This is a genomic window from Tardiphaga sp. GW822-FHT04G09 (genome assembly GCF_058800725.1).
The window spans coordinates 45,135-66,603 of record NZ_JBXAMO010000005.1; the positions used below are offsets into that span (position 1 = coordinate 45,135).

The following is a 21,469-nucleotide window of genomic DNA, read 5'->3' on the forward strand; positions in this document are numbered from 1 at the left end:
GGCAGACCGGCAGCTTGAGGCTCGTCGGTGTGTCTAGTGAGAAAGTGTCCAATGCGCATTCGTCGTTCGTCCAAGTCCCATAGCACCCGCCACACAGCGCTTCTGGCCGGGGCGAGTGTGATCGCATTGTCGCTGATGATTGGTGAGGGTGCCTATGCCCGTTCGCTGAACGGGTCCGGCCCGGTGGTGTCAGCGCCGAACTTTGCGTCGGACGCGGCGTCGCTGGCGGCGCAACAGGCGGCCGCGATAGCGAAGCAGACGCAGGGCTCGCTGGTGAGGGCGACGAAAACGATCCAGGACATTCAGGCGATGCAGGCGGCAGCGCGAGCGGCCGCGACGGCGCGTCAGGTCTCGACGACGGCGCCGGTCAATGTGCCGAACGGCCTCGGCGCCGGTGGCCTGCTGCCGAACGTGCCGGCCGGATGGAACGGCGCCAATGCGCCGACACAGAGTGTCGATAGCGCGGGCCACACCCAGGTCGGCATCCGGCAGACCACGCAACAGGCGATCCTGAACTGGCAGTCGTTCAATGTCGGTGCCCGCACCACGCTGACCTTTGATCAGCAGGGCAATGCCAGCTGGGTGGCGCTCAACCGCGTCAATGCGGCGACCGCGCCGAGCCAGATCCTCGGCACCATCAAGGCCGATGGCCAGGTCTATGTCATCAACCCAAGCGGCATCATTTTCGGCGGCAGCAGCCAGATCAATGTTGGATCATTGATCGCCGCGACGGCGCAGATCACCGACAGCCAGTTCCTCGGCAACGGCATCTACTCGACGCGGGGCGGCACGACCTATGTGCCGAGCTTCACCGCGGCCGGCGGCAAGGTGGTGGTCGAGGCCGGCGCGGTGATCACGACGGCGGCGCCGACCTCGGTCACCTCCGGCGGCGGCTTTGTGCTGATGATGGGCAGCGAAGTCGTCAATGCCGGCAGCATCACCACCCCGAAGGGGCAGGCCGTGCTGGCTGCCGGCGACGACTTCATCCTGCGCAAGGGCTTCGGCACCGACGCCAACCAGGCATCGACCACCCGCGGCAGCGAGATCGCGCCGGTGTTTTACGCAAGCAGTGCGAGCGGCGCCGTGACCAACACCGGGGTCGTGCTCTCGCAGCAGGGCGACATCACGCTCGCCGGACGCGCCGTGACCCAGGACGGGGTGCTGCTCTCCACCACCTCGGTCAACCAGCGCGGCACCATCCACCTGCTGAACGCCGCGAATGATGCGACCGGGAGCGTCAAGCTGACCGGCAACAGTGTCAGCGCCATCCTGCCGGATCTCGACAGCGCCGACACCGCGCTCAATAGCCAGCGCGACGCGCTGATTGCATCTTCCGGGCCCAATGTGCTGGCGACCGGCCAGTTCAACAACCTGTCGGTGCTGGCCGATCGGCAGGACCAGTCCCGCATCGAGATCGTCACCGGCGGGCTGGTCAACTTCAGGAACAACTCCCTGACCATGGCGCAGGGCGGCCAGGTCGTGGTTGCCGCCGGCAAGCGGGTGTTCGCCGAGACCGGCGCCAGCATCGACGTCTCCGGCGTGCAGGGCGTCACGCTGCCGATGTCGGCCAATCAGGTGCTGGTCAATATCCAGGGCAACGAGCTCCGGGACTCGCCCGGGAATCGCGACAGCGGCGCGCTGCTCAACAAGAATGTCTGGATCGATATCCGCGATCTCGTGCTGGTGCCCGCCGGCACCGGTGGTTATGCCGGCGATCGCTACTACACCAAAGGCGGGTTGCTCGAACTCGGCGGCTATCTCGCCAATACCGCGCATCGCATCGGCGAATGGGCGGCGCTCGGCGGCAGCATCACGCTGGCGGCGCCGGAAGTGGTGGCACAGCAGGGCGCGCACTTCGACATCTCCGGCGGTTCGGTGAACTATGCCGGCGGCAGGATCTATTCCAGCAAGCTGATCGGCACCGACGGCCGGATCTACAGCTTCGACAATGCGCCGGCCGACATGACCTTCGTCGCCACTGCGGGTGGCTTCGTGCGCACGCATAATATCCAGGGCAAGATCTCCGATCAGCTCACCGAGGTTTGGACATCGCCGCTGGCGCGGTCGTCGACCTGGCGCTATGAGGCCGGCTATACCGTCGGCCGCGATGCCGGCCGGCTCAATCTGTCGACGCCGACATCGGTGTTCGAGGCCGACATTATCGCCAATGTCATCACCGGCCAACGCCAGACCAATGCCCGCACGGCAGGCATCACCGATGGCTACAAGCTCACCGAGAATACCGTGCCGCTCGCGGGCTCGCTGGCGCTGGGGCAATACGGTGCCTACGGCCTCGACGGGGCGCAGCCGGCCGATGTGAAGTTCGGCAGTGTGGCAGGAATTGCATCGGGGCTCGATGCGACGACGGTGCTGCCGGGTGATCGCGTCAACACGGCCTGGTTCAACGCCCCGGCGCTCAATGGCTTCAACCTCGGCGGGCTCACCATCGCCAGCAGCAACAAGATCGCCGTCGATGCACCGCTGAATTTTGCCAATGGCGCACAGGTCCGTCTTGTTGCGCCTCTGGTCAACATCAATGCCGATATCATCGCACATTCCGGCAATGTCACCGTCAGCAATATCCTGAGCACCTCGACCGGGAGCAGCGCGCTGACCAACGCCGATGGCGGCGCGCAACTGACACTCGCCTCCGGCGCGACCATCGATACCCGCGGTGTGTGGATCAACGGCCTGACCGAGCCGAACAGTCTGGCCAATCTCGGCTTCCTCAACGGCGGCAATGTCACCTTCGATGCGACGCAGAACGTCACGCTCGCCCAAGGTAGCACGATCGATGTTTCCTCGGGCGGTGCGATCCTCGCCAGCGGCAAGACCCAGGGCGGCAAGGGCGGCAATGTCACCATCAAGGCGGCCGACGGGCAGCAGAATGCTGGTTCAGGCGACGGCACACTCGTGCTCGAGGGCGCCATCCGCGCCTATGGCGTCAATGGTGGTGGAACGCTGACGATTTCATCGCCGGGCAATATCGTGATCGGCGACAATGCCGAGCTTGCCGGCGGCACGCTCGCCGCGGGGACGCCGGCGCCGGTCGCGCTCACGCTTAAACAGGCGCTGACGATTCCGGCGGGCACGCCGCTGCCGTTCACGCTGATCGAGAATTACACCGCGGTGGCGTACGACGTGCCCATCCCGGTCGACGTCACGATGAGCGTGGTGCCGAGGGGGCCCACGGGCGCGGATTGGACTGTGCCGCAGGGCATGGACTCTCTCCAGAGCCGGGACGGTAACGGGTCGTTGCAGTTCTGGGGCTCGGGCACCGTGGTCCCGGCCGGGACGGTCATTACCGGCTGGAGCGGCACGGGTCGTATTCCAGCGGGCACCGTGATCCCGTCGAGCGTTTTCCCGAACGGCATCTCCATCACCCCCTACCAAGTGATTTACGCCGCCGGATCGGTGTTGGCGACGTCCAAGACCTATGCGGTTGGCGCGATGATTCCGGCCGGCACGTTGCTATCGCAGACCGTTGAGATCGAACCAGCGCCAGCGCTCGGTTCCGCCTTCTTCACCGCGGGTTTCGCCAATTACGACATCAATGGCGGGCGGGGTGTTCTGGTCACCAGTAACACTGTCGTTGCCCCGGCGATGCCGGTCTACCAGATCGGCTCCGGCAGCTTCGCCGCGGCATCCGGCAGCGATCCGTCATCGGCGATGTCGCTTTGGACGCCGCCGCTGTTCATGGAAAATCCGGCGAGCAGCAGGCTGACTCAGCGGGCCGGCGCCAGCCTCACGCTACGCTCGCAGTCCACGAGGTTCAACGGCGCCAATATCGGCGGCGGCGCGATCGTGGTCGGCGAGGGAGCTTCAATCAGCGTCGATCCGAACCAGAGCATCACGTTGAACGCCTTTGGTCAGCTTACGGTCTATGGCGATCTCACAGCGCATGGCGGCAGCATCACGCTCGCCAACGTCGCCGACGGCTCGAAGATCGATGCCGGCCGTAACTTCGACGCGCAGGGCAACGGCCGCGGCATCTCGATCTGGGTCGATTCGAACGCCAAGATCGATGTGTCTGGTACGTCCTACAGCGTGCTTGATCTCGCGGGACGTCGCTACGGCACTGCGACCGATGGCGGTTCGATCGCCGTCAACGGCGGCAGTGCGTTCGTGCTGATCCGCCCCGGCGCCGAGCTCGACGCCGACGGCAGCCACACGGTGATCGACTTTGTCTCGCAGGGCGATCTTCAATCCATCGGCCAGCCACGGGCCTGGGCCACGAACGGCGGCTCCATCTCGCTATCGTCCAACAGCGGACTCTACCTTGACGGCAGCATGCATGCCTCTGCCGACGGCGCCAATGCTTCGGGTGGCAGCCTGTCGGTTGCGCTGACCACGCCGTACTTCATACCTCCGTTCCCGGCCAATGTGTTGGTCCCCAGCACCATGGTCGTGACGCAGCTGTATCAGCCGTCATCGTTGCCCGCGAACATCGCGCCGGGTACCGATGCGTCGTCGCTTCAATTCGGGCACGCCGCGATCGGCGTGGACAAGATCAAGGCCGGCGGGTTCGACAGCCTAACCTTGAATTCGGGTGACTTCATCCAGTTCTCGGGGGATGTCTCGCTCTCGCTCGCCCGCAGTCTCACTCTGACAGCAGCGGCCTTTACCACGGGCAATCCTTTTACCGGGGACATTACAGCCGCCCCATCGATCGCGACCAACAGCGTGAAGCTCTCCGCGCCCTATATCCGGTTCGTCGAGCCGCAGGCTATCATCCCTGACGGCTTCGACAGCGGCAGCGTCCGCAATCCCAGGGCTTCGGGCGCACCGACCGCGGCGATTTTTGAAGCGAACGCCGATCAAATCGATATTCAAGGGCTAGTTCAGTTCGGGGCCCGCGCCGACGTCTACGATCCCGCGATCGGTTGGCGTGTCGCAACGAACTATCCAGGCTTCGTGACGACCCGACTCAAGAGTCAGGGCGACATCCGTTTCCTGTCGATGGCCGGGTTGCCGCAGATGCGACTGGCCACCGACTGGAATCTCGAACTTCTCTCGGCGCAGATCTATCCGGCCACCAACACCTTCGCGACCGTGATCGCCGGTCAGAAGCTGATCCTTGGCCGCACTACGGATACGATCCCCGACGCGCCGTTCTCGCTATTCGGCACTTTGAGCTTGACCGCGCCGATCGTGGAGCAGGGCGGTATCGTGCGCGCGCCGTTTGGCCTCATCATGCTGGGCAGCAGCTTTCAGCCCCTAACCCAGCGCGTCGATCTGTTGCCCGGCAGCCTGACCTCGGTGTCGATGGACGGACTCGTCATGCCTTACGGTGGCACGATCGACGGTGTGTCCTACAACTACAACGGCGCTGCCGTGAGGCCGCTGGCCTTGACCAACTCCGGCACTTACGGGGCGCAATCCGGCATCACCCTGGACGGTCAGTCGGTGAGCGTCGCAAGCGGCGCGGTGCTGGACCTTTCCGGCGGTGGCACGCTCAGCGGCGCGGGCTTCGTCTCGGGACGCGGCGGCTCGGTCAACGTGCTGAACACGCCGCTCGTCAACGCCAATCCGGTGACCCTGCTCAGCAAGGCGAGCGACAAGGTCTATGCCATCGTGCCGGGCTATCGCTCTGGCTACGCGCCGGTCGCGCCCGAGAACGGTGCGGGCGATCCTTCGATCGGCCAGCAGATTACCGTCCCAGGCGGCGTGCCGGGCCTGCCGGCCGGCACCTACACATTGCTGCCGTCGAATTATGCACTGCTGCCCGGCGCCTACCGCGTTGAACTGGGCGGCACGACGATGCTGCCCGTCGCCGGTGCCAATGCGATCGGCAACGGCACTTACGCGACCTCCGTCTACACCGGCATCGCCAATACCGCGATCAGCAGCAGCCTGCCGGTCACGGCGCTGATTACGTCGGGCACGTCGGTTCGACGCTACTCGCAATACAACGAGCAGAGCTACAGTGACTTCCTGATCGCCAACACGGCGCAATTCGGCGGCGTTCGTCCGCTGTTGCCGGCCGATGGCAAGGCGTTGCTGGTGACATTCGAGGCGCCGACATCGCCCACGACCGGCTCCGCGCTCACCTTCGACGGCACCGTGCTGTTCCAGGGCTCACAGGGCGGCGCTGCGGGGCAGGCCTCGCTGGCGAAGGTCGACGAGATCTATGTCGATCCATCCACGGCAGCATTCACGGGCGTCGCAGTCGACGCGGCCAGTATCAACGCCCTCAAGGCGCCGCGGCTGATGGTCAACGGCGGCAATCTCTTCAACAATGGGAGCATCATTTTCCAGGGCGGCCGGGATATCGCGATTCGCGATGGTGTGACGCTGAGGGCCGGTGAAATCTTCCTGATCGGCGGCAATATCAGCGTCGGCAACAATGTGACGCTTACGACCATCGGGGAGGGGGCCGGTCCCTTCGATTCAGCCTCGACCGGCATGACCTACACCACGTCCTTCGGCGTCTCGATGTTGGCGCTCTCCAACGGCGAACTCAATTTCCTCGCCAACAGCAGCAACGGCGCCATCACGATCGGCGCAGGTTCATCGCTTTACTCCGAGGGCACGCTGGCCTTCGCCACCAATGGCGTCTCCAGCATCGACCCCACGGCGCATTTCGGAGCGCGCAACATTGCTCTTGCGGTCGGAACGTTGAACATCGGCGACGCCGCCACGATTGCCACGGCCGGTGCACCGGCCGGTGTCCTGTTCAACCAGGCGCTGTTCAATCTTCTCGTCAATGGGGATCCGCTGCACGGCGCGCCCGCGCTGGAAAGGATTACCCTGAGCGCAGCGAACGCCATCAATGTCTTCGGCAATAGCGGCCTCGACGCGACCGGCACCGGCGTCAATCTCGTTCTGAATACCTCGGCGATCTACGGCTACGGTTCGGCTGGCGATCACGCCACCATTGCCGCTGGCAAGATCACCTGGAATGGCATTCCCGGCGCGACGCCGCCTGCCATTGCCGCGGGCGGACCGGGCACTGGTGCCGGCATGCTCAGCCTCGTCGCCGACGAGATCGACTTCGGCCAGTTCGTCTCGCTCGATACGACCTCGGCGAGCCGAACCATCTATGGCTTCAACAACGTTGACATCACCGGCCGTTCGAAGATTGTCTCGGCTGGCAACAGCAAGCTGTTCGTCTATCAGACGCCGAGCACCGATCCGGCAGCCGTGTTCGGCCAGAGCGGCACAGGCGGCAATCTCACACTGACGACGCCGCTGCTCACCGGCGTGCAGAAATCAATCATGGCCTATACGGCGGGAGGCGCACTCAATGTCGTTGCGCCTGCCGGCGCCGCGCAGAGCGCGGCTACGTCGACGGTCGCCGGTGCGGAGATCGATCTGACCGGCGACAGTGTCGCCATCGCCAGCACAGTCCTGCTGCCGAGCGGCAAATTTGTGGTCAATGCTACCAACGACATCGTTCTCAATGGTGGAAGCCGCATCGACCTCGGCGGCCGGCCGTCGACGATCCAGAAGGCGGTGGTCTACGGCTTCGGCGGCACCGCGATCTTCAATAGTGCGCAGGGCAGCGTGACGCAGGCGGCAGGGTCCGTCGTCGACGTCTCCGCCACCAATGCCAATGCCGGCTCGGTCGATATCGACGCGGCTGGCGGGCCAGTGGCGCTCAACGGCGTTTTAAACGGCGGCACGACCGGCAACTACACCAGCGGTGACTTCAGCGTTGTGGCCGGCTCGCTTGCCGATTTTGCCGGCCTGAACGCGCTTCTGACCCAGGGCGGCTTCTTCAGCGCCCGCAGCTTCGACATCAAGAGCGGCGATCTCACGATCGGCGACGGCGTCAAAGCCCGCTACGTTACAGTGTCACTCGACGGCGGCAGCCTGACCGTCAACGGCACCATCGATGCGTCCGGGGCTGCGCCGGGCACCATCCGGCTGTCGGCCAGTAACGGGCTGACGCTGGCATCGAGCGCGGTGCTCGATGCGCATGGCACGGTGCTGCAGGTCGACAGCTACGGCCAGCCGATCGAAGCCAAGAACCGTGGCCACATCGAGCTGACCGCCGCAGGCGGCATGCTGACGCTGTCGCCCGGCGCCACCATGAATCTCACCACGCCGAACGGCGTGGCTTACGGCGACATCCAGCTGAACGCGCAGCGCACCGGCGAGACCTCGGGCGACATCGCCATCAATGCGACGGGTCCGCTCAATATCCGCGGCGCCTACAGCATCGCGCTCAATGCGTTCTGGACCTACGACCTGCCGGGGGGCAGCACCATCAGCCAGGCGACGCTCGACGGCTTCGACACGGCGAGCGCAACCTTCATCAACGCCGCGCTCGGCAATACCGATCTGGCCTCGCGCGTGACGGGCCTGTCGGCATACGGCAGCGCCTATCATCTGCGCCCGGGCGTCCAGATCACCTCGAGCGGCGACCTGTCGACCTCGGGCGACATCGACCTTGCGAAGTATCGCTACGGCGCGAGCGCCGATCGCGATCCGAACTCGGCGACTTACGGCGCGGGCGAGCCGATGGCGCTTGTGATCCGCGCCGCCGGCAACCTGACCGTCCAGGGAAGCATCTCGGATGGGTTCAAGGCGTCGCCGGGAATAGCGGCGGTCTACAATCTGATCGATATCCCGAGCGATCCCAACGCGCAGCTGTGGTCGCCTAGTGACACCGGCCTGAACAATTCCAGTTACGTTTACGACACCAGTGTAACGCTGATGACTGACTGGACGATACCAAACGACCAATTCTACCAGGATATGGTTTCGCTGTATGGGGTGCCATTTGTCGATACCAACGGCCATCAATATTGGCCAGGCAGCACCATCCCGGCCGGCACCACACTGGACCCCGGACCTTCGCTAGGGGCGAACGACTACTTGGTCTTCGATATCGCTAATTTGCCCTCCCTCGGAGCGGTGGTCACGCCCGGAATTCCCGGCGCACCGGCCACATCGGCAGCGGCGGCAATGCTCGCGCCTGGTTCACTTTCTGCCTCGATCCGTCTTGTGTCCGGCGCCGATCTCGCTGCCGCCGATCAGCGCGCGCTGCAGACGACGCGCGTGCTCAATGGAGGCGGCAAGCTCACGCTCAGCGATCCGGCCTATAACTCAACGCGCAACGGCACGTTCTTCAGCGTGCTGCGCACCGGCACCGGCAATCTCGATCTGCTGGCGGGCGGCAGCTTCAGCGAAGCGACGCCCTACGGCGTCTACACCGCGGGCACGCAGTCGGGAGCGGTTTTGGCGGCTGACAGCAGCAATCCTTATGACCTTGTCGGTGTCACGAGCGGCGGCAACTCGCATGCCTGGTATCCCGAGCACGGTGGAGATGTTCTGCTGATGGCGCAGCAGGATGTCTCCGGCAACATCCAGATCGCCGACAACAACACGCGTTATGTGGACTCCGATCTCACCGGCAACTGGCTCTTCCGCCAGGGCGGCGGCTCGTCCGCCGATCCAACCGCGTGGTGGATCAATTTCGGCTCCTATGGGAAGACGTCTACGGACCGCGACACCCTGCAGCTCTTTGGCTTCCAGGGCATCGGTACCCTTGGCGGCGGCAACCTGACCGTTATCGCGGGCGGCAATGCCGGCGTGACGAGCAACAACAGAAATAGCTCGACCGGCCTCGATCTGGCAGTCGCCTCGACCGGTCGTGTCCTGTCCAATGGCACGCTGATGCAGACCGGCGGCGGCGATCTCATCCTCAGGGTGGGCGGGATACTGAACTCGCTTCCGGCGGCAACTGCGACGTCCCTTGTGCCAGACCACTTCGGCTCGGTTACGGATCTGCGGGGTGATGTCATTGTCGGTGCCGGGTCGATCGGCACTCTGGCCCTGAACGCCGCCGGTCAAGGCTGGACCTCGTACGATCCGCGGGCGGTCGATCCGAATGTCTTCAAGCGTTCGCTCAAAGCGCCGGGGCCAATCTTCACGCCGGGAGACGGCAGCCTCAGCATCAGCACGCGCGGTGATCTCGTGTTCGGTGGCACGAGCGATGCCGGCATGGGGCCTGTGGTCGATCGGGAGGGCATGCCCTACACGGTCCGCAACGCGGACGGCACGACCACGCTGGTCAAGAGCGGCGGACAATCGAGCTTCATGCTGTGGACGCAGGCGACAGCCGTCAATCTTTACGCAGCGGGCGGCGATGCCGCGGTGCTCGACGGAAACACGGCTGGCACGAGCGGTGCTAACCGCGCCTATCCGGGTACGTTGATCGTTGCGGCCGCCAATGGCGACATCCGGTTCGCAGAACCTGGAATAGTTTCGCTGACATTTGCGCCGATCGAGTTGATGCCGTCGCCGACCGGACAGCTCGCGCTTCTGGCCGCGGGCTCGATTTACGGCACGAGCCAGGTGATAGGCATGTCCGGCGCCGATATGCGCACGCTGGCGACGCCATTCCGCCCGGTGTTCTCCAACAGCAATGACAGCAATGCTTCGGCGACTGCCCCATTCCGTTTAGATCCCTACAACCCTATCGCGTTCGGCCCCGACACGCCGCAGACCAATCTTCACGCCGGCGACAACAGGCCCGCGCAGGTCTATGCCGGCATCGATATCGTCGACCTGACGCTCGGGCAGGTCCAGAATATGACGCGGTCGTTCTCGTTGGGGTTCGTGCCGTCGCCCACGACCTGGTATATGGCTGCCAAACCGTTCGAGGTTATCGCCGGCCGCGACATCGTCGGCACCGGCCCAAACGCCAGCGCGTTCCTGAACAACAGCGCCAACGACATCTCGCTGGTGCAGGCCGGCCGCGATATCTTCCATCTATCGCTCGACATCCTCGGTCCGGGCCTGCTTCAGGTGCAGGCCGGCCGCAATCTCTATCAGGGCTATTACGGCTCGCTGGTGAGCGTCGGTGACGTGGTCAATCCGTCAAATAACAAAGGTGGCGCCGATGTCACGGTGCTGGCGGGTGTCGGTGCGAATAGCCCGGATTATGCCGCGTTTGCGAAGCTCTATTTCGATCCGGCCAATCAGCTCGCTGAAGGCGCGCCGCTCGCCGGCAGCGGCCAGGTGGTTCACGCCTACGATCAGGAGCTGCTGCAATGGCTGCAAAGCCGCTTCGGCTACACCGGGAAGGCGGCCGATGCGCTCGGTTTCTTCCTGGCGCTGCCGAAGGAGCAGCAAGGCGTCTTCGTCCGCGACGTCTATTACAAGGAACTGACGCTGGGTGGCCGCGAATACAACAACTCGGGAAGTCCGCGCTATCAGAGCTATCTGCGCGGGCGCGAGGCGATCGCCACGTTGTTCCCGGATCGGGACGCGCAGGGGCGGCCCATTGATTACTCGGGCAAGATCACGATGTTCAGCAGCGTGACCGGCTCCAGAACCGTCAACGGCGTCGACGTGCCGGTGACGAGCGATGGGGGCGTGCGCACCCAGTTCGGTGGCGACATCCAGATCCTCAATCCCGGCGGACAGACGCTGGTCGGCGTGGAGGGTGTCACGCCCGGACCCAATGCCGGCCTTCTGACACAAGGACAGGACAGCAATATCTACGTCTATTCGCTTGGCAGCGTGCTGCTTGGCCAGAGCCGCATCATGACGACGTTCGGCGGCGATATCCTGGTCTGGTCGGCGGAAGGCGACATCAACGCCGGCCGCGGCTCCAAGACGACGACGATCTTCACGCCGCCGCAGCGCCAATACGATAACTACGGCAACATCACCATCGCCCCGGCCGCGCCGGCGAGCGGTGCCGGCATCGCAACGCTCAGCACCATCCCGGGCACGCGCGCGAGCAATGTCGACCTCATCGCCCCGTTTGGCACGATCGATGCGGGCGAGGCGGGCATCCGTGTGTCGGGCAACGTCAATCTCGCCGCGCTGCAGATCGTCAACGCAGCCAACATCCAGGTGCAGGGTACATCAACCGGAATTCCGACTGTGCAGGCGCCAAGCATCAGCGGGGCCCTGTCGACCGCCAACGCGACCGCGGCCACCCAGCAAACCGCGCCGCCGAACAATGGTGCGGGGAACGACAGGCCCTCGGTGATCATCGTCGAAGTGCTGGGTTATGGTGGAGGAAACGGCAGCGCGCCTGACGATACCGACGGTGATCGACCGCGCAGAACTCCGGATCAGCGTAGTTACAATCCCAATAGTGCGGTCCAGTTCGTGGGCGCCGGCATCATGAGCGATGAGGAGAGACGCCGCCTGATCGCACAAGGCGCTCTCTAGCGCGTGAAAGCTGGCTGCGCGGCAACATGCACAGCTGTTCCACGTCCAGGATTGGTGATCGAAAACGACAACAGCGCCTTCTGGCCACCATGAAATCCCGCCTTCGCTCAGCACGTGTCTGATGCGGAGGATTCTTGGTGGTCGTTGAACCCGCCCGGATTCAATCCGCGGCCGTCGTCTGAAGGATCAGTTCTGCGGCATCGTTTGTGCGCCTGCAGATTGAATTCTGCGCGTCTGATCGGTCGTTGCCGATGCCGCAACTGTTGACGAGCAGCGCAAGGAAACCGCTTCCGGAATGAGCCCGGCCCTGGTTTTCCGCCGATCCTCCGCATCGATTCTGCTAATGCAGCTCTGTTCGGCAAATGCCCTTTACATCGTGGAAACTCGCATACGTCGAACATATGTATACGATTTGATGTGGGAGCAAGAAAATGAAAGAAAAAAGGGACATCGTCGAAAACTGGTTGCCGCGTTACACAGGCACGCCACTCGATGAATTTGGCCAGTATGTTCTTTTGACGAATTTCGGCGGTTACGTCGCATGGTTCGCCGCTCATCACAATGTATCGATCAGGGGCGCGGATCGGCCGATGCCCAATGTGACTGCCGATGGCATTACCTTGATCAATTTCGGCATGGGAAGCCCGAATGCGGCAACCGTGATGGATCTACTGAGCGCCATTTCCCCAAAGGCTGTTTTATTTCTCGGCAAGTGCGGCGGTTTGAAACGCAAGAACCAGACCGGTGATTTGATTCTGCCCATTGCTGCCATTCGGGGCGAAGGCACCTCGAACGATTACCTGCCGCCCGAGGTCCCGGCGCTACCCGCATTCCAACTGCAACGCGCGGTATCAACCATGATCCGTGATTTGGGGCACGATTACTGGACGGGCACCGTCTACACCACCAACCGTCGTGTCTGGGAGCACGACGAGGTCTTTAAGGAGCAGTTGCGTCGGACGCGGAGCATGGCGATCGACATGGAGACGGCGACGATCTTTGCGGCCGGATTTGCCAACCACATCCCCACGGGCGCGCTGCTTCTCGTATCCGATCAGCCCATGATCCCTGAAGGCGTGAAGACCGAGGCATCGGACCTGGTGGTGACGACGAACTTTGTGGAAACGCATATCAGGGTCGGGATAGAGGCTCTCAAGCTTGTGCGACGTCAAGGCCGCAGCGTGAAGCATTTGCGCTTCGAAAGCGATTTTGACAAACCGCATGAGCCATGAACGGCCGAGAGAGTTGAATGGCGCAGCGGCATGCGCTGCCGATAGAGATCCTCGCCGCTACGAGGTTGTTGTGCAGCACTATCGTGCGCGAGGCGGAAGTACGATCCGTACGGCGGTATTGAGCTGTCGCCGAACGTGCCGTCAACCGGCGCCGTGACTGCCTTTTGTCAAGGCAAGCCGTAATCGCGTCATGCGGGGATCAACGATCGCTTCGAAGGCCGAGCGGCCTCCTCATGTGACCACAGATACGCTGATCCTAAACCGCCGCCTCAACATGCCAACATTGGTGGATTATGCGTGCTGCCTGGATGTCGCAGTGAGGGCCAACGCACGGGCGTTGGTGCATCCGATTACTGGTTCTGGATGGAGACGCTCATTCCGCTCAGGTCCAGATCGAACTGAAGGCCCAGTTGCTCCCCCTCCAGCGACAGGACGACGCCCTTGGCATTGCGCATCTGGATGGCGCGCCTGCCTGCACCGACCGCCACACCTGCACCGAGCGCCGTATAAATGCCTTCGATGTCCGAAGCCTGACGCATATTTTGCGCCGTCCCCACCAGATCGGTCGAGGAGCCGCCAAATGTCAGGCCCGCGCTCACGCCGCCGATGCGAAACGGATACATCTCACCACGGAAGCTGAGGATTCCGCTTCCTGCCTGCGCTCCGATGAACCATCCGGCCTTGAAGAACTTGAAGCGGACCTTGCCGGTGTCCGCGTGAGCGGGCAGCGACAGTGCGGCGGACAGCAGAGTTGCGACGGCGAGAAGAGTGAGGCAGCGAGTCTTTGGAAAGCGCATATTGATATTCCGGTCATGGGGCTGCCGCGTGGCGGCACTGCGGCAACTAGATAGGGCATCGCAGGACTCGTCAATGACGTAAGTCGATGCGCGGTCTGCTCCCAAGGGGCGCAATGTCCGACGTCAATGAGTGGGGCGCAAGTGCGGACGGTCTGCCGTAGCTCGCAGAGCGAAGGCGGAAGCGAATTGCGCCGAGAGACAGTTGTGGTGGATTACGCTGCGCTAATCTGCCCTATGCTTCCTGATCGTCTCCAACCACGGCGGGCGCGCGGAAGAGAGCGGGCAGTCGACGATCGGTGTGCTGTCAGAGGTCGTGGATTCGATGGGCGGGCGCATCCCGGTGCTCATCGACGGGGGCGTACGCCGCGGCACCGATGTCCTGAAGGCGCTCGCCTTGGGCGCCGCGGCCGTCGGCATTGGCCGGTCTTACGTGTGGGGCCTGGCGTCGTTCGGCGAGGCCGGCGTGGACCGGGTGCTGCAGATCCTGGACGATGAGTTCATCACGATCATGCGGCAGGTGGGAGCGCTGGACATCACCCACATCACGCGGCGCTGCGTCACCAGCGCCTAGCCGTGCCCGACTTCTGATGAATGAACAGTGCCTCGTGCCTCGGCCATGGCTGTCCACGGTTTGACCGCGCGCTGCGCCGAGAGACAGTTGCGGCGGATTACGCTGCGTGGCTTCGCCCTTCTTGTCAGTGAACTAGGAGGCGAGGTCAGATTCGATCGAAGCCCACATCTTTACATCACGCCAGTCGAGCGTTTTTAGATAAGGAATTTTGGGGTGGTACTTAAACTTGTGAAGTACTCTAAGTATCAAAAGAGCAGTATTGCATGACATCATTAGACTTCCTGCGAGTACATCTGGAAACTCTCTGAGTGTTTTTTTAATTTCGTCTATGTCTTTGTTTCGAGAAAGTTTGAATCCGCCGCTATCTAATGCATCTAAGTCATACATGAATTCGATAGATGCGTTGGACGGATGGCAAATAGAACAAAGTCGGCGATAAAAATTCGGAGCATCGGGGGTGACCGGCTCCAAAACCTTGACATACTCTGCGTTATCCTTTGCTTTCAATGGATTCTGCTCCCCCCGCTTGGTACGCAACCATCCAGCAAGTACAAAATGATCCAAGGGTTTTTCGATCTCTGAGAAGATCGCTATCTTTGTGTCCATCCTCCCAGTGAGACAGGCGGAAATCGCTCTATGATTAGAGGCCAGAGTTGGCGCTATCTGGAGGAGGCCATCTACAATGTCTCCGGCATTTTCAATTAGCCCCCGAGACGAGGCTGCCCAACTAAAGAAATTTCGAGAGGTGTGGGCGGCGCATGTCGCATCCGCCCAAGCCTTTGTCCGTATTAAGGCGGTCACGGCGGACAGATGAGCTTTGTCTATCAGTTCAAGCGACGTGATGACATTCAATTGAGGGATATTGAATTCAGCAGATCTGCGCCACTTTTCAAAAGAATCATCAGTGGAAAATCGATAGCGGTGTTCAAGCGCGGTTGGTAGAATTTCTTCAATTACTTTTAACAAAGAAGATGATCGTCCGAAGAGTTCATTGGTTGCCGAATTCATTCGGGGGCCGGTGATCTTAGAGTGAAAACTACGAGGGTGAAGTTGAAAGCGGTTGCGTATCTGGTGGCGCTCTCACGCTTGTTGCTCAGGTGCAAACCCAGCCTTTTTCAAAAATGCATCTATTAAAGGGTTGGGGTGCTTTGTTTCTGAACCTTTTGATTCCATCTGCGTGGCTGGATTGAAAGTGAGCTCATTGAAGGCAGTTAGGGCAATGTAGTCTCTGTATTGCTCTGGCGATTGCTGCTTAAAACCTTCAACCGAAGAAGCTATGGAGTATTTATAAGCATAGTGCTCTCGAAGTCGAAATAGGCGCTCATGCCTAGCAGCAGAAAAACGTACCAGCAGCAACGGTGGTATCAAAAGTAGAGCGCGGGCGATTACGTGGCCAAGTAGGTCTGGATTCTGTAGTAACTTATCATTCGATGTGCTCGCGTCGAAGTATCCGCCCGTCAATGTTTTGAGTATCTTCTGAGCGAATTCTTTGGGTAAGATGTCGAAAGCTATTGGTAATGTTGCAGCGATAAGGATTGTAATGGCTGCATAGTACGCCCAGCGGGATCTTGTTACTTCCTTGCTGATTTCTTTCAAGCGTTGACTCAGTGATCCTGCTAAACCCGCATTTGTTGCGCCAGTTAGCATTCCTTCTGATTGGTCAATGAGGCGCTTGATGGTGCTTTCTTCGTGGTTTAGTCGCTCGATCAACTGTGTTAATTGGGTCGTTCCGTCCGTGAATCGCTTTGTTCGCTCGTCGAGCTGTCCCTGGAAGCGATCGAACTCGGATTGATATTCTGCAATTGTATTGGTCAATGCGTCCGCGTCTAGCGAGGTTTTCTTTATACCTTCCATTTTTGTAGATGCCTCAGCGAGCATCGCGCTGATTGTCTTTCTGTCGGAATCTGTGATTTCTTTCAGTCCGGCAATTTCAGATTTGGCTTCGGTTGTATCGGATAGAATAGCGTCGATTGACGTGTCCGCTTCCTTAACATTTTCCTTGATGGCGATCGCTTCTTGCAGAAGTTTTTCTAGTGTCGCGCGGTGCTCAGCATTTAATCGCAGGAAGGCGGCGAAGTCATTTATGCGGGGCGATTTTGCTGCAAGGCGAAGAAGATGCCAGTCGGTGAGAAGTTCTTCTGTAGCGTCCGAAGCCGATTTTAGGTGAGGTCCGAGCGTGTGGCCTGTTCCATTCTGGTCGACGAACGTAAACGTCTCTGCGGTGATGGTTTGGGTCGTCTCGGTGTCTGGGATTTCGGCCCGTGCTGCTGCGTAGTGACCGGCGATTTGGGCGAGCTTCTTTGAAGCTGATTGCATGGTCTTTAAAGGAACGAAAGTTAAGTCTTGTTCCGATATCGCCCGAATACTTGTCGCAATGGTTGTCAGTTCAGAATCTAGGTCGGCTAGTGATTGATGGCTACCTGGGACGGTCGCAGTTGTTAGAAATACGGTCCCATCTGTCGATGGGGTGAGGAGTGATGCTCCGAGAAGGCGCTGTTCTTCTAGTGCTTTATCGCAGGCGTTAGCTAGGTCTTCTGCAATAGACATGTGCGATAGTCCTTGAATAGCATAAATCTAATAGTCTAATCACGGGAATGCGTTCTTAGGTTGTAAATTCCAATAATAGAAAGGGCGGCTGAATGCCGCCCTCTCTACTACTCGCTAAAATGTGTATATCAGCTGCAGCCCGTCGTGCTGCCGCACGTGTCGCACTTCATACAGGTCCCATTCCGAACCAGCGTGAAGTTCGAACACTCACCGCACATGTCGCCTTCATAGCCCTTGGCTTTGGCTTCGGCGCGGCGTTCGGCCTTGCTCGGTGCTGCGGCTGCGGCGCTGCCCGCTTTGCTCCAGGCTTGCGCCTCGAGCTTTTCGGTCGGCGAGAGCGCATGCTCGGGCTCGGCGGTCTTGAGGGCGACTGCGGCATCTCCGCTGCCGTGGCGGGCAGTGGCGCCCGACGCGTTCAGCGAGGTGACGTTGCCGCTCGCGCGGGCGTCGGTGTTTTCGGCCGGGGCGGGCGCACGCATGACGACGAGATTGTCGGTGCGCGAGCGGGTCAGGCCCTTGGAGACATACTTGTTCGAGTCGGTTGGCGCCTTGCCTTCGTCCTCGCCCTTGCCGAGCGCATCGAAGCCCGACTCGGAGACGTCCACATGGCCGAGATCGAAGCGCGACATGTAGGACACCGCGAGTTCGCGGAATACATAGTCGAGGATCGAGGTCGCGAACTTGATGCTGTCGTTGCCCTGCACCGGGCCTGCGGGTTCGAAGCGGGTGAAGGTGAAGGCGTCGACATATTCCTCCAGCGGCACGCCATACTGGAGGCCCAGCGAGACGGCGATGGCGAAGTTGTTGATGAAGGAGCGCAGCGCCGCGCCTTCCTTGTGCATGTCGATGAAGATCTCGCCGAGCCGGCCGTCGTCATATTCGCCGGTGCGGAGGTACACCTTGTGACCGCCGACGACGGCCTTCTGGGTGTAGCCCTTGCGGCGATCCGGCATCTTCTCGCGCTCGCGCATCACTACGATGCGCTCGACCAGACGCTCCACCACCTTCTCGGAGATCGCGGCGGTGCGGGCCGCCATCGGCTTCTCCATCAGGTTCTCCAGCGCATCCTCGTCCTCGTCTTCATCGCTGATGAGCTGCGAGTTCAAGGGCTGCGAGAGCTTGGAGCCGTCGCGATACAGCGCGTTGGCCTTCAGCGCGAGCTTCCACGAGAGAAGGTAAGCGGATTTGCAATCCTCCACCGTGGCGTCGTTCGGCATGTTGATAGTCTTGGAGATCGCGCCCGAGATGAAGGGCTGCGACGCCGCCATCATGCGGATGTGGCTTTCCACCGAGAGATAGCGCTTGCCGATCTTGCCACAGGGATTGGCGCAATCGAACACGCTGTAGTGCTCGGCCTTCAGGTGCGGGGCACCTTCCACCGTCATCGCGCCGCAGATGTGCACGTTGGCGGCTTCGATCTCGCGCTTGGTGAAGCCGAGCGCAGCGAGCAGGTCGAAGCCGGGGGCTGCAATAGCCTCTGCTTCGATCTTGAGGGTGTCGCGGAGGAAGTCCTCGCCGAAGGTCCACTTGTTGAAGGCGAACTTGATGTCGAAGGCGGTCGGCAATGCTGCCTCGACCTTCTTCAGCGCTTCGTCGGTGAAGCCCTTGGCTTTCAGCGTGGAGGCATTGATGCCCGGCGCGTTGGAAAGCGAGCCGTGTCCGACGGCATAGGCCTCGATCTCGGCGATTTCGCTTTCTCGATAGCCGAGCACGCGCAGTGCTGCCGGAACGGCGCGGTTGATGATCTTCCAGTAGCCGCCGCCGGCGAGCTTCTTGAATTTCACCAGCGCAAAGTCAGGCTCGATGCCGGTGGTGTCGCAATCCATGACCAGGCCGATGGTGCCGGTCGGCGCCACGACGGTGGTCTGGGCGTTGCGGTAGCCGTGGAGTTCGCCGAGTTCGAGGGCGAGATCCCATGCCACCTTGGCACGCGCGACAATGTCGGCCTGCGGGCAGGAGGCATGGTCGAGCGCCACAGGCGCAACGGCGAGGCCTTCATAGCCGCGGGTTTCGCCATGGGCGGCACGGCGATGGTTGCGGATGACGCGTAGCATATGCGCGGCGTTCTTCTTGTAGCCGGGGAACGGGCCGAGTTCTTTCGCCATCTCGGCCGAGGTGGCGTAGCTGACGCCGGTCATGACAGCGGTGAGGGCGCCGCACAGCGCGCGGCCTTCCTTGCTGTCGTAGGACAGACCCATGGTCATCAGCAGGCCGCCGATATTGGCGTAGCCGAGGCCGAGGGTGCGGAACTCGTAGGAGAGTTCAGCGATCGGCTTCGACGGAAACTGCGCCATCATCACCGAGATTTCGAGCACCACAGTCCACAGACGGCAGAGATGCTCATAGGCGTGGATGTCGAAGGTGTTGGCCGTGGTGTCGTAGAAGGTCAGCAGGTTGGCCGAGGCGAGGTTACACGCCGTGTCGTCCAGGAACATGTATTCCGAGCACGGATTGGATGCGCGGATATCGCCCGACGATTTGCAGGTGTGCCAGTCGTTCATGGTGGTGTTGAAGTGCAGGCCGGGATCGGCCGACGCCCAGGCGGCGTAGCCGATTTTTTCCCAGAGATCGCGGGCCTTGATGGTCTTCATCACCTTGCCGTCGCGGCGGGCGATCAGGTCCCAGGTGCCATCGGTCTCGACGGCGCGCAGGAAATCGTCCTTCAGCGAGACGGAGTTGTTGGAGTTCTGGCCGGCAACGGTGAGATAGGCCTCGGAATCCCAGTCGGTGTCGTAGATCGGGAAGTCGATCTCCTTGTAGCCCTGGCGGGCGTACTGGATGACGCGCTTGATGACGTTGTCATTGACCAGCGAGCGGCGGGCGAGCTTGATCTCGCGGCGCAGCGCCGGGTTCTTCTCGGGATCGAAGCAGTCGTCGCCGGAGCCTTCGCAATTCACGCAGGCCTTGAGGATCGCCTTGAGGTGCTTCTGGTTCATCTTCGAACCAGTGACGAGGGCAGCAACCTTCTGCTCTTCCTTCACCTTCCAGTCGATATAGGTCTCGATATCCGGATGGTCGGCATCGACCACCACCATCTTGGCCGCGCGGCGCGTGGTGCCGCCCGACTTGATGGCGCCCGCGGCACGGTCGCCGATCTTCAGGAAGGACATCAGACCGGATGAGCGTCCGCCGCCCGACAGCTTCTCGCCTTCGCCGCGCAGGCGCGAGAAGTTGGAGCCGGTGCCCGAGCCATACTTGAACAGGCGCGCTTCACGCACCCACAGGTCCATGATGCCGCCTTCGTTGACCAGATCGTCCTCGACGCCCTGGATGAAGCAGGCATGCGGCTGCGGATGTTCGTAAGCCGATTTCGACTTGGTCAGCTTGCCGGTCTTCCAGTCCACGTAATAGTGGCCCTGGCCGGGACCATCGACGCCGTAGGCCCAATGAAGTCCGGTGTTGAACCACTGCGGCGAATTCGGCGCGACCATCTGCTTGGCGAGCATGAAGCGCAGCTCGTCATGGAAGGCGTGGGCGTCGGCCTCGGAGGTGAAGTAGCCGCCCTTCCAGCCCCAATAGGTCCAGCAGCCGGCGAGGCGGTCGAACACCTGCTTGGACGAGAGCTCAGAGACGAAGCGTTCTTTCTCGGGCAGCGAGGCGAGGGCTTCGGTGTCGGGCACCGAGCGCCACAGCCACGACGGCACGGTCTCTTCCTCGACCTTCTTCAGCTTGGCCGCGACTCCTGCCTTGCGGAAATATTTCTGGGCGAGCACATCGGAGGCGACCTGCGACCACGACTCGGGGACCTCGACATTCTCAAGCTTGAATACCACCGAGCCATCCGGATTCCGGATCTCGGACGTGGTGTGGCGGAAGTCGATCCCGGCATAGGGCGACTGTCCTTCGGTGGTGTAGCGGCGTTGGATCTGCATCGTGGTCGTGCCCCGTCTTAGCCCGACACCCCATCTGGTGGCGCCGGCGATTTCAGTTTGCGGTCTCAAGTTGTCCCCAGGATTGCGCCATGGGTGCCTTAAGTTTGCCGCAGCTCGGCCGGGTGAACCCGGTCCTGTTTGTCTCTGTGGAGCATGTACTGGCCGGTTGAGGGCCACCCGGAATTGCCGGGTTCATGCTTCCCTGGATCGGGCTTCCGCACGCTTGCGGGTCGCCAGATCCTAACGCCTCTACGCGTCGTTTGAGCCGGTTTCCGGCCCGTTTTTTAGTGCTCCAAACGCCGACTTTCCGGG

The 21,469-nt window shown here is 61.7% G+C and carries 7 protein-coding genes; 3 read left to right on the top strand and 4 right to left on the bottom strand.

The window, feature by feature from the left end; translation table 11 throughout:
* Positions 1-51 precede the first annotated feature (51 nt).
* Positions 52-12,138 carry a filamentous hemagglutinin family protein gene (locus AC1RLZ_RS11580; protein WP_493188739.1) on the top strand — a complete coding sequence of 4,029 codons (12,087 nt, stop codon included), beginning with the start codon at positions 52-54 and terminating at the stop codon, positions 12,136-12,138.
* A gap of 431 nt (positions 12,139-12,569) precedes the next feature.
* Entirely contained in the window at positions 12,570-13,370 is an 801-nt protein-coding gene (locus tag AC1RLZ_RS11585) for an AMP nucleosidase (RefSeq protein ID WP_371424435.1), read from the top strand.
* A 350-nt stretch (positions 13,371-13,720) separates the two neighbouring features.
* Here the strand turns inward: AC1RLZ_RS11585 and AC1RLZ_RS11590 are convergent, their stop codons facing one another.
* On the bottom strand, positions 13,721-14,167 hold the full coding sequence (locus AC1RLZ_RS11590; RefSeq protein WP_493188740.1) for a lipid-binding SYLF domain-containing protein: 447 nt from the start codon (positions 14,165-14,167) through the stop codon (positions 13,721-13,723).
* Positions 14,168-14,411: 244 nt separating this feature from the next.
* Between AC1RLZ_RS11590 and AC1RLZ_RS11595 the strand changes: the two genes are divergently transcribed.
* Positions 14,412-14,738 carry an alpha-hydroxy-acid oxidizing protein gene (locus AC1RLZ_RS11595; RefSeq protein WP_493188931.1) on the top strand — a complete coding sequence of 109 codons (327 nt, stop codon included), beginning with the start codon at positions 14,412-14,414 and terminating at the stop codon, positions 14,736-14,738.
* A gap of 132 nt (positions 14,739-14,870) precedes the next feature.
* Here AC1RLZ_RS11595 and AC1RLZ_RS11600 read toward each other — a convergent pair whose 3' ends face one another.
* The 3 genes from AC1RLZ_RS11600 to AC1RLZ_RS11610 all read right to left on the bottom strand — a co-directional run bounded on the left by AC1RLZ_RS11600 (position 14,871) and on the right by AC1RLZ_RS11610 (position 21,157).
* Positions 14,871-15,746 (bottom strand): hypothetical protein, encoded by an 876-nt coding sequence (locus tag AC1RLZ_RS11600; RefSeq protein WP_139212553.1) that lies wholly within the window; start codon positions 15,744-15,746, stop codon positions 14,871-14,873.
* Positions 15,747-15,818: 72 nt separating this feature from the next.
* Positions 15,819-17,285: a hypothetical protein gene (locus AC1RLZ_RS11605; RefSeq protein WP_139212552.1), complete on the bottom strand. Its 1,467-nt coding sequence runs from the start codon at positions 17,283-17,285 to the stop codon at positions 15,819-15,821.
* 128 nt (positions 17,286-17,413) lie between these two features.
* Positions 17,414-21,157 carry a vitamin B12-dependent ribonucleotide reductase gene (locus AC1RLZ_RS11610; protein ID WP_493188741.1) on the bottom strand — a complete coding sequence of 1,248 codons (3,744 nt, stop codon included), beginning with the start codon at positions 21,155-21,157 and terminating at the stop codon, positions 17,414-17,416.
* Positions 21,158-21,469 lie beyond the last annotated feature (312 nt).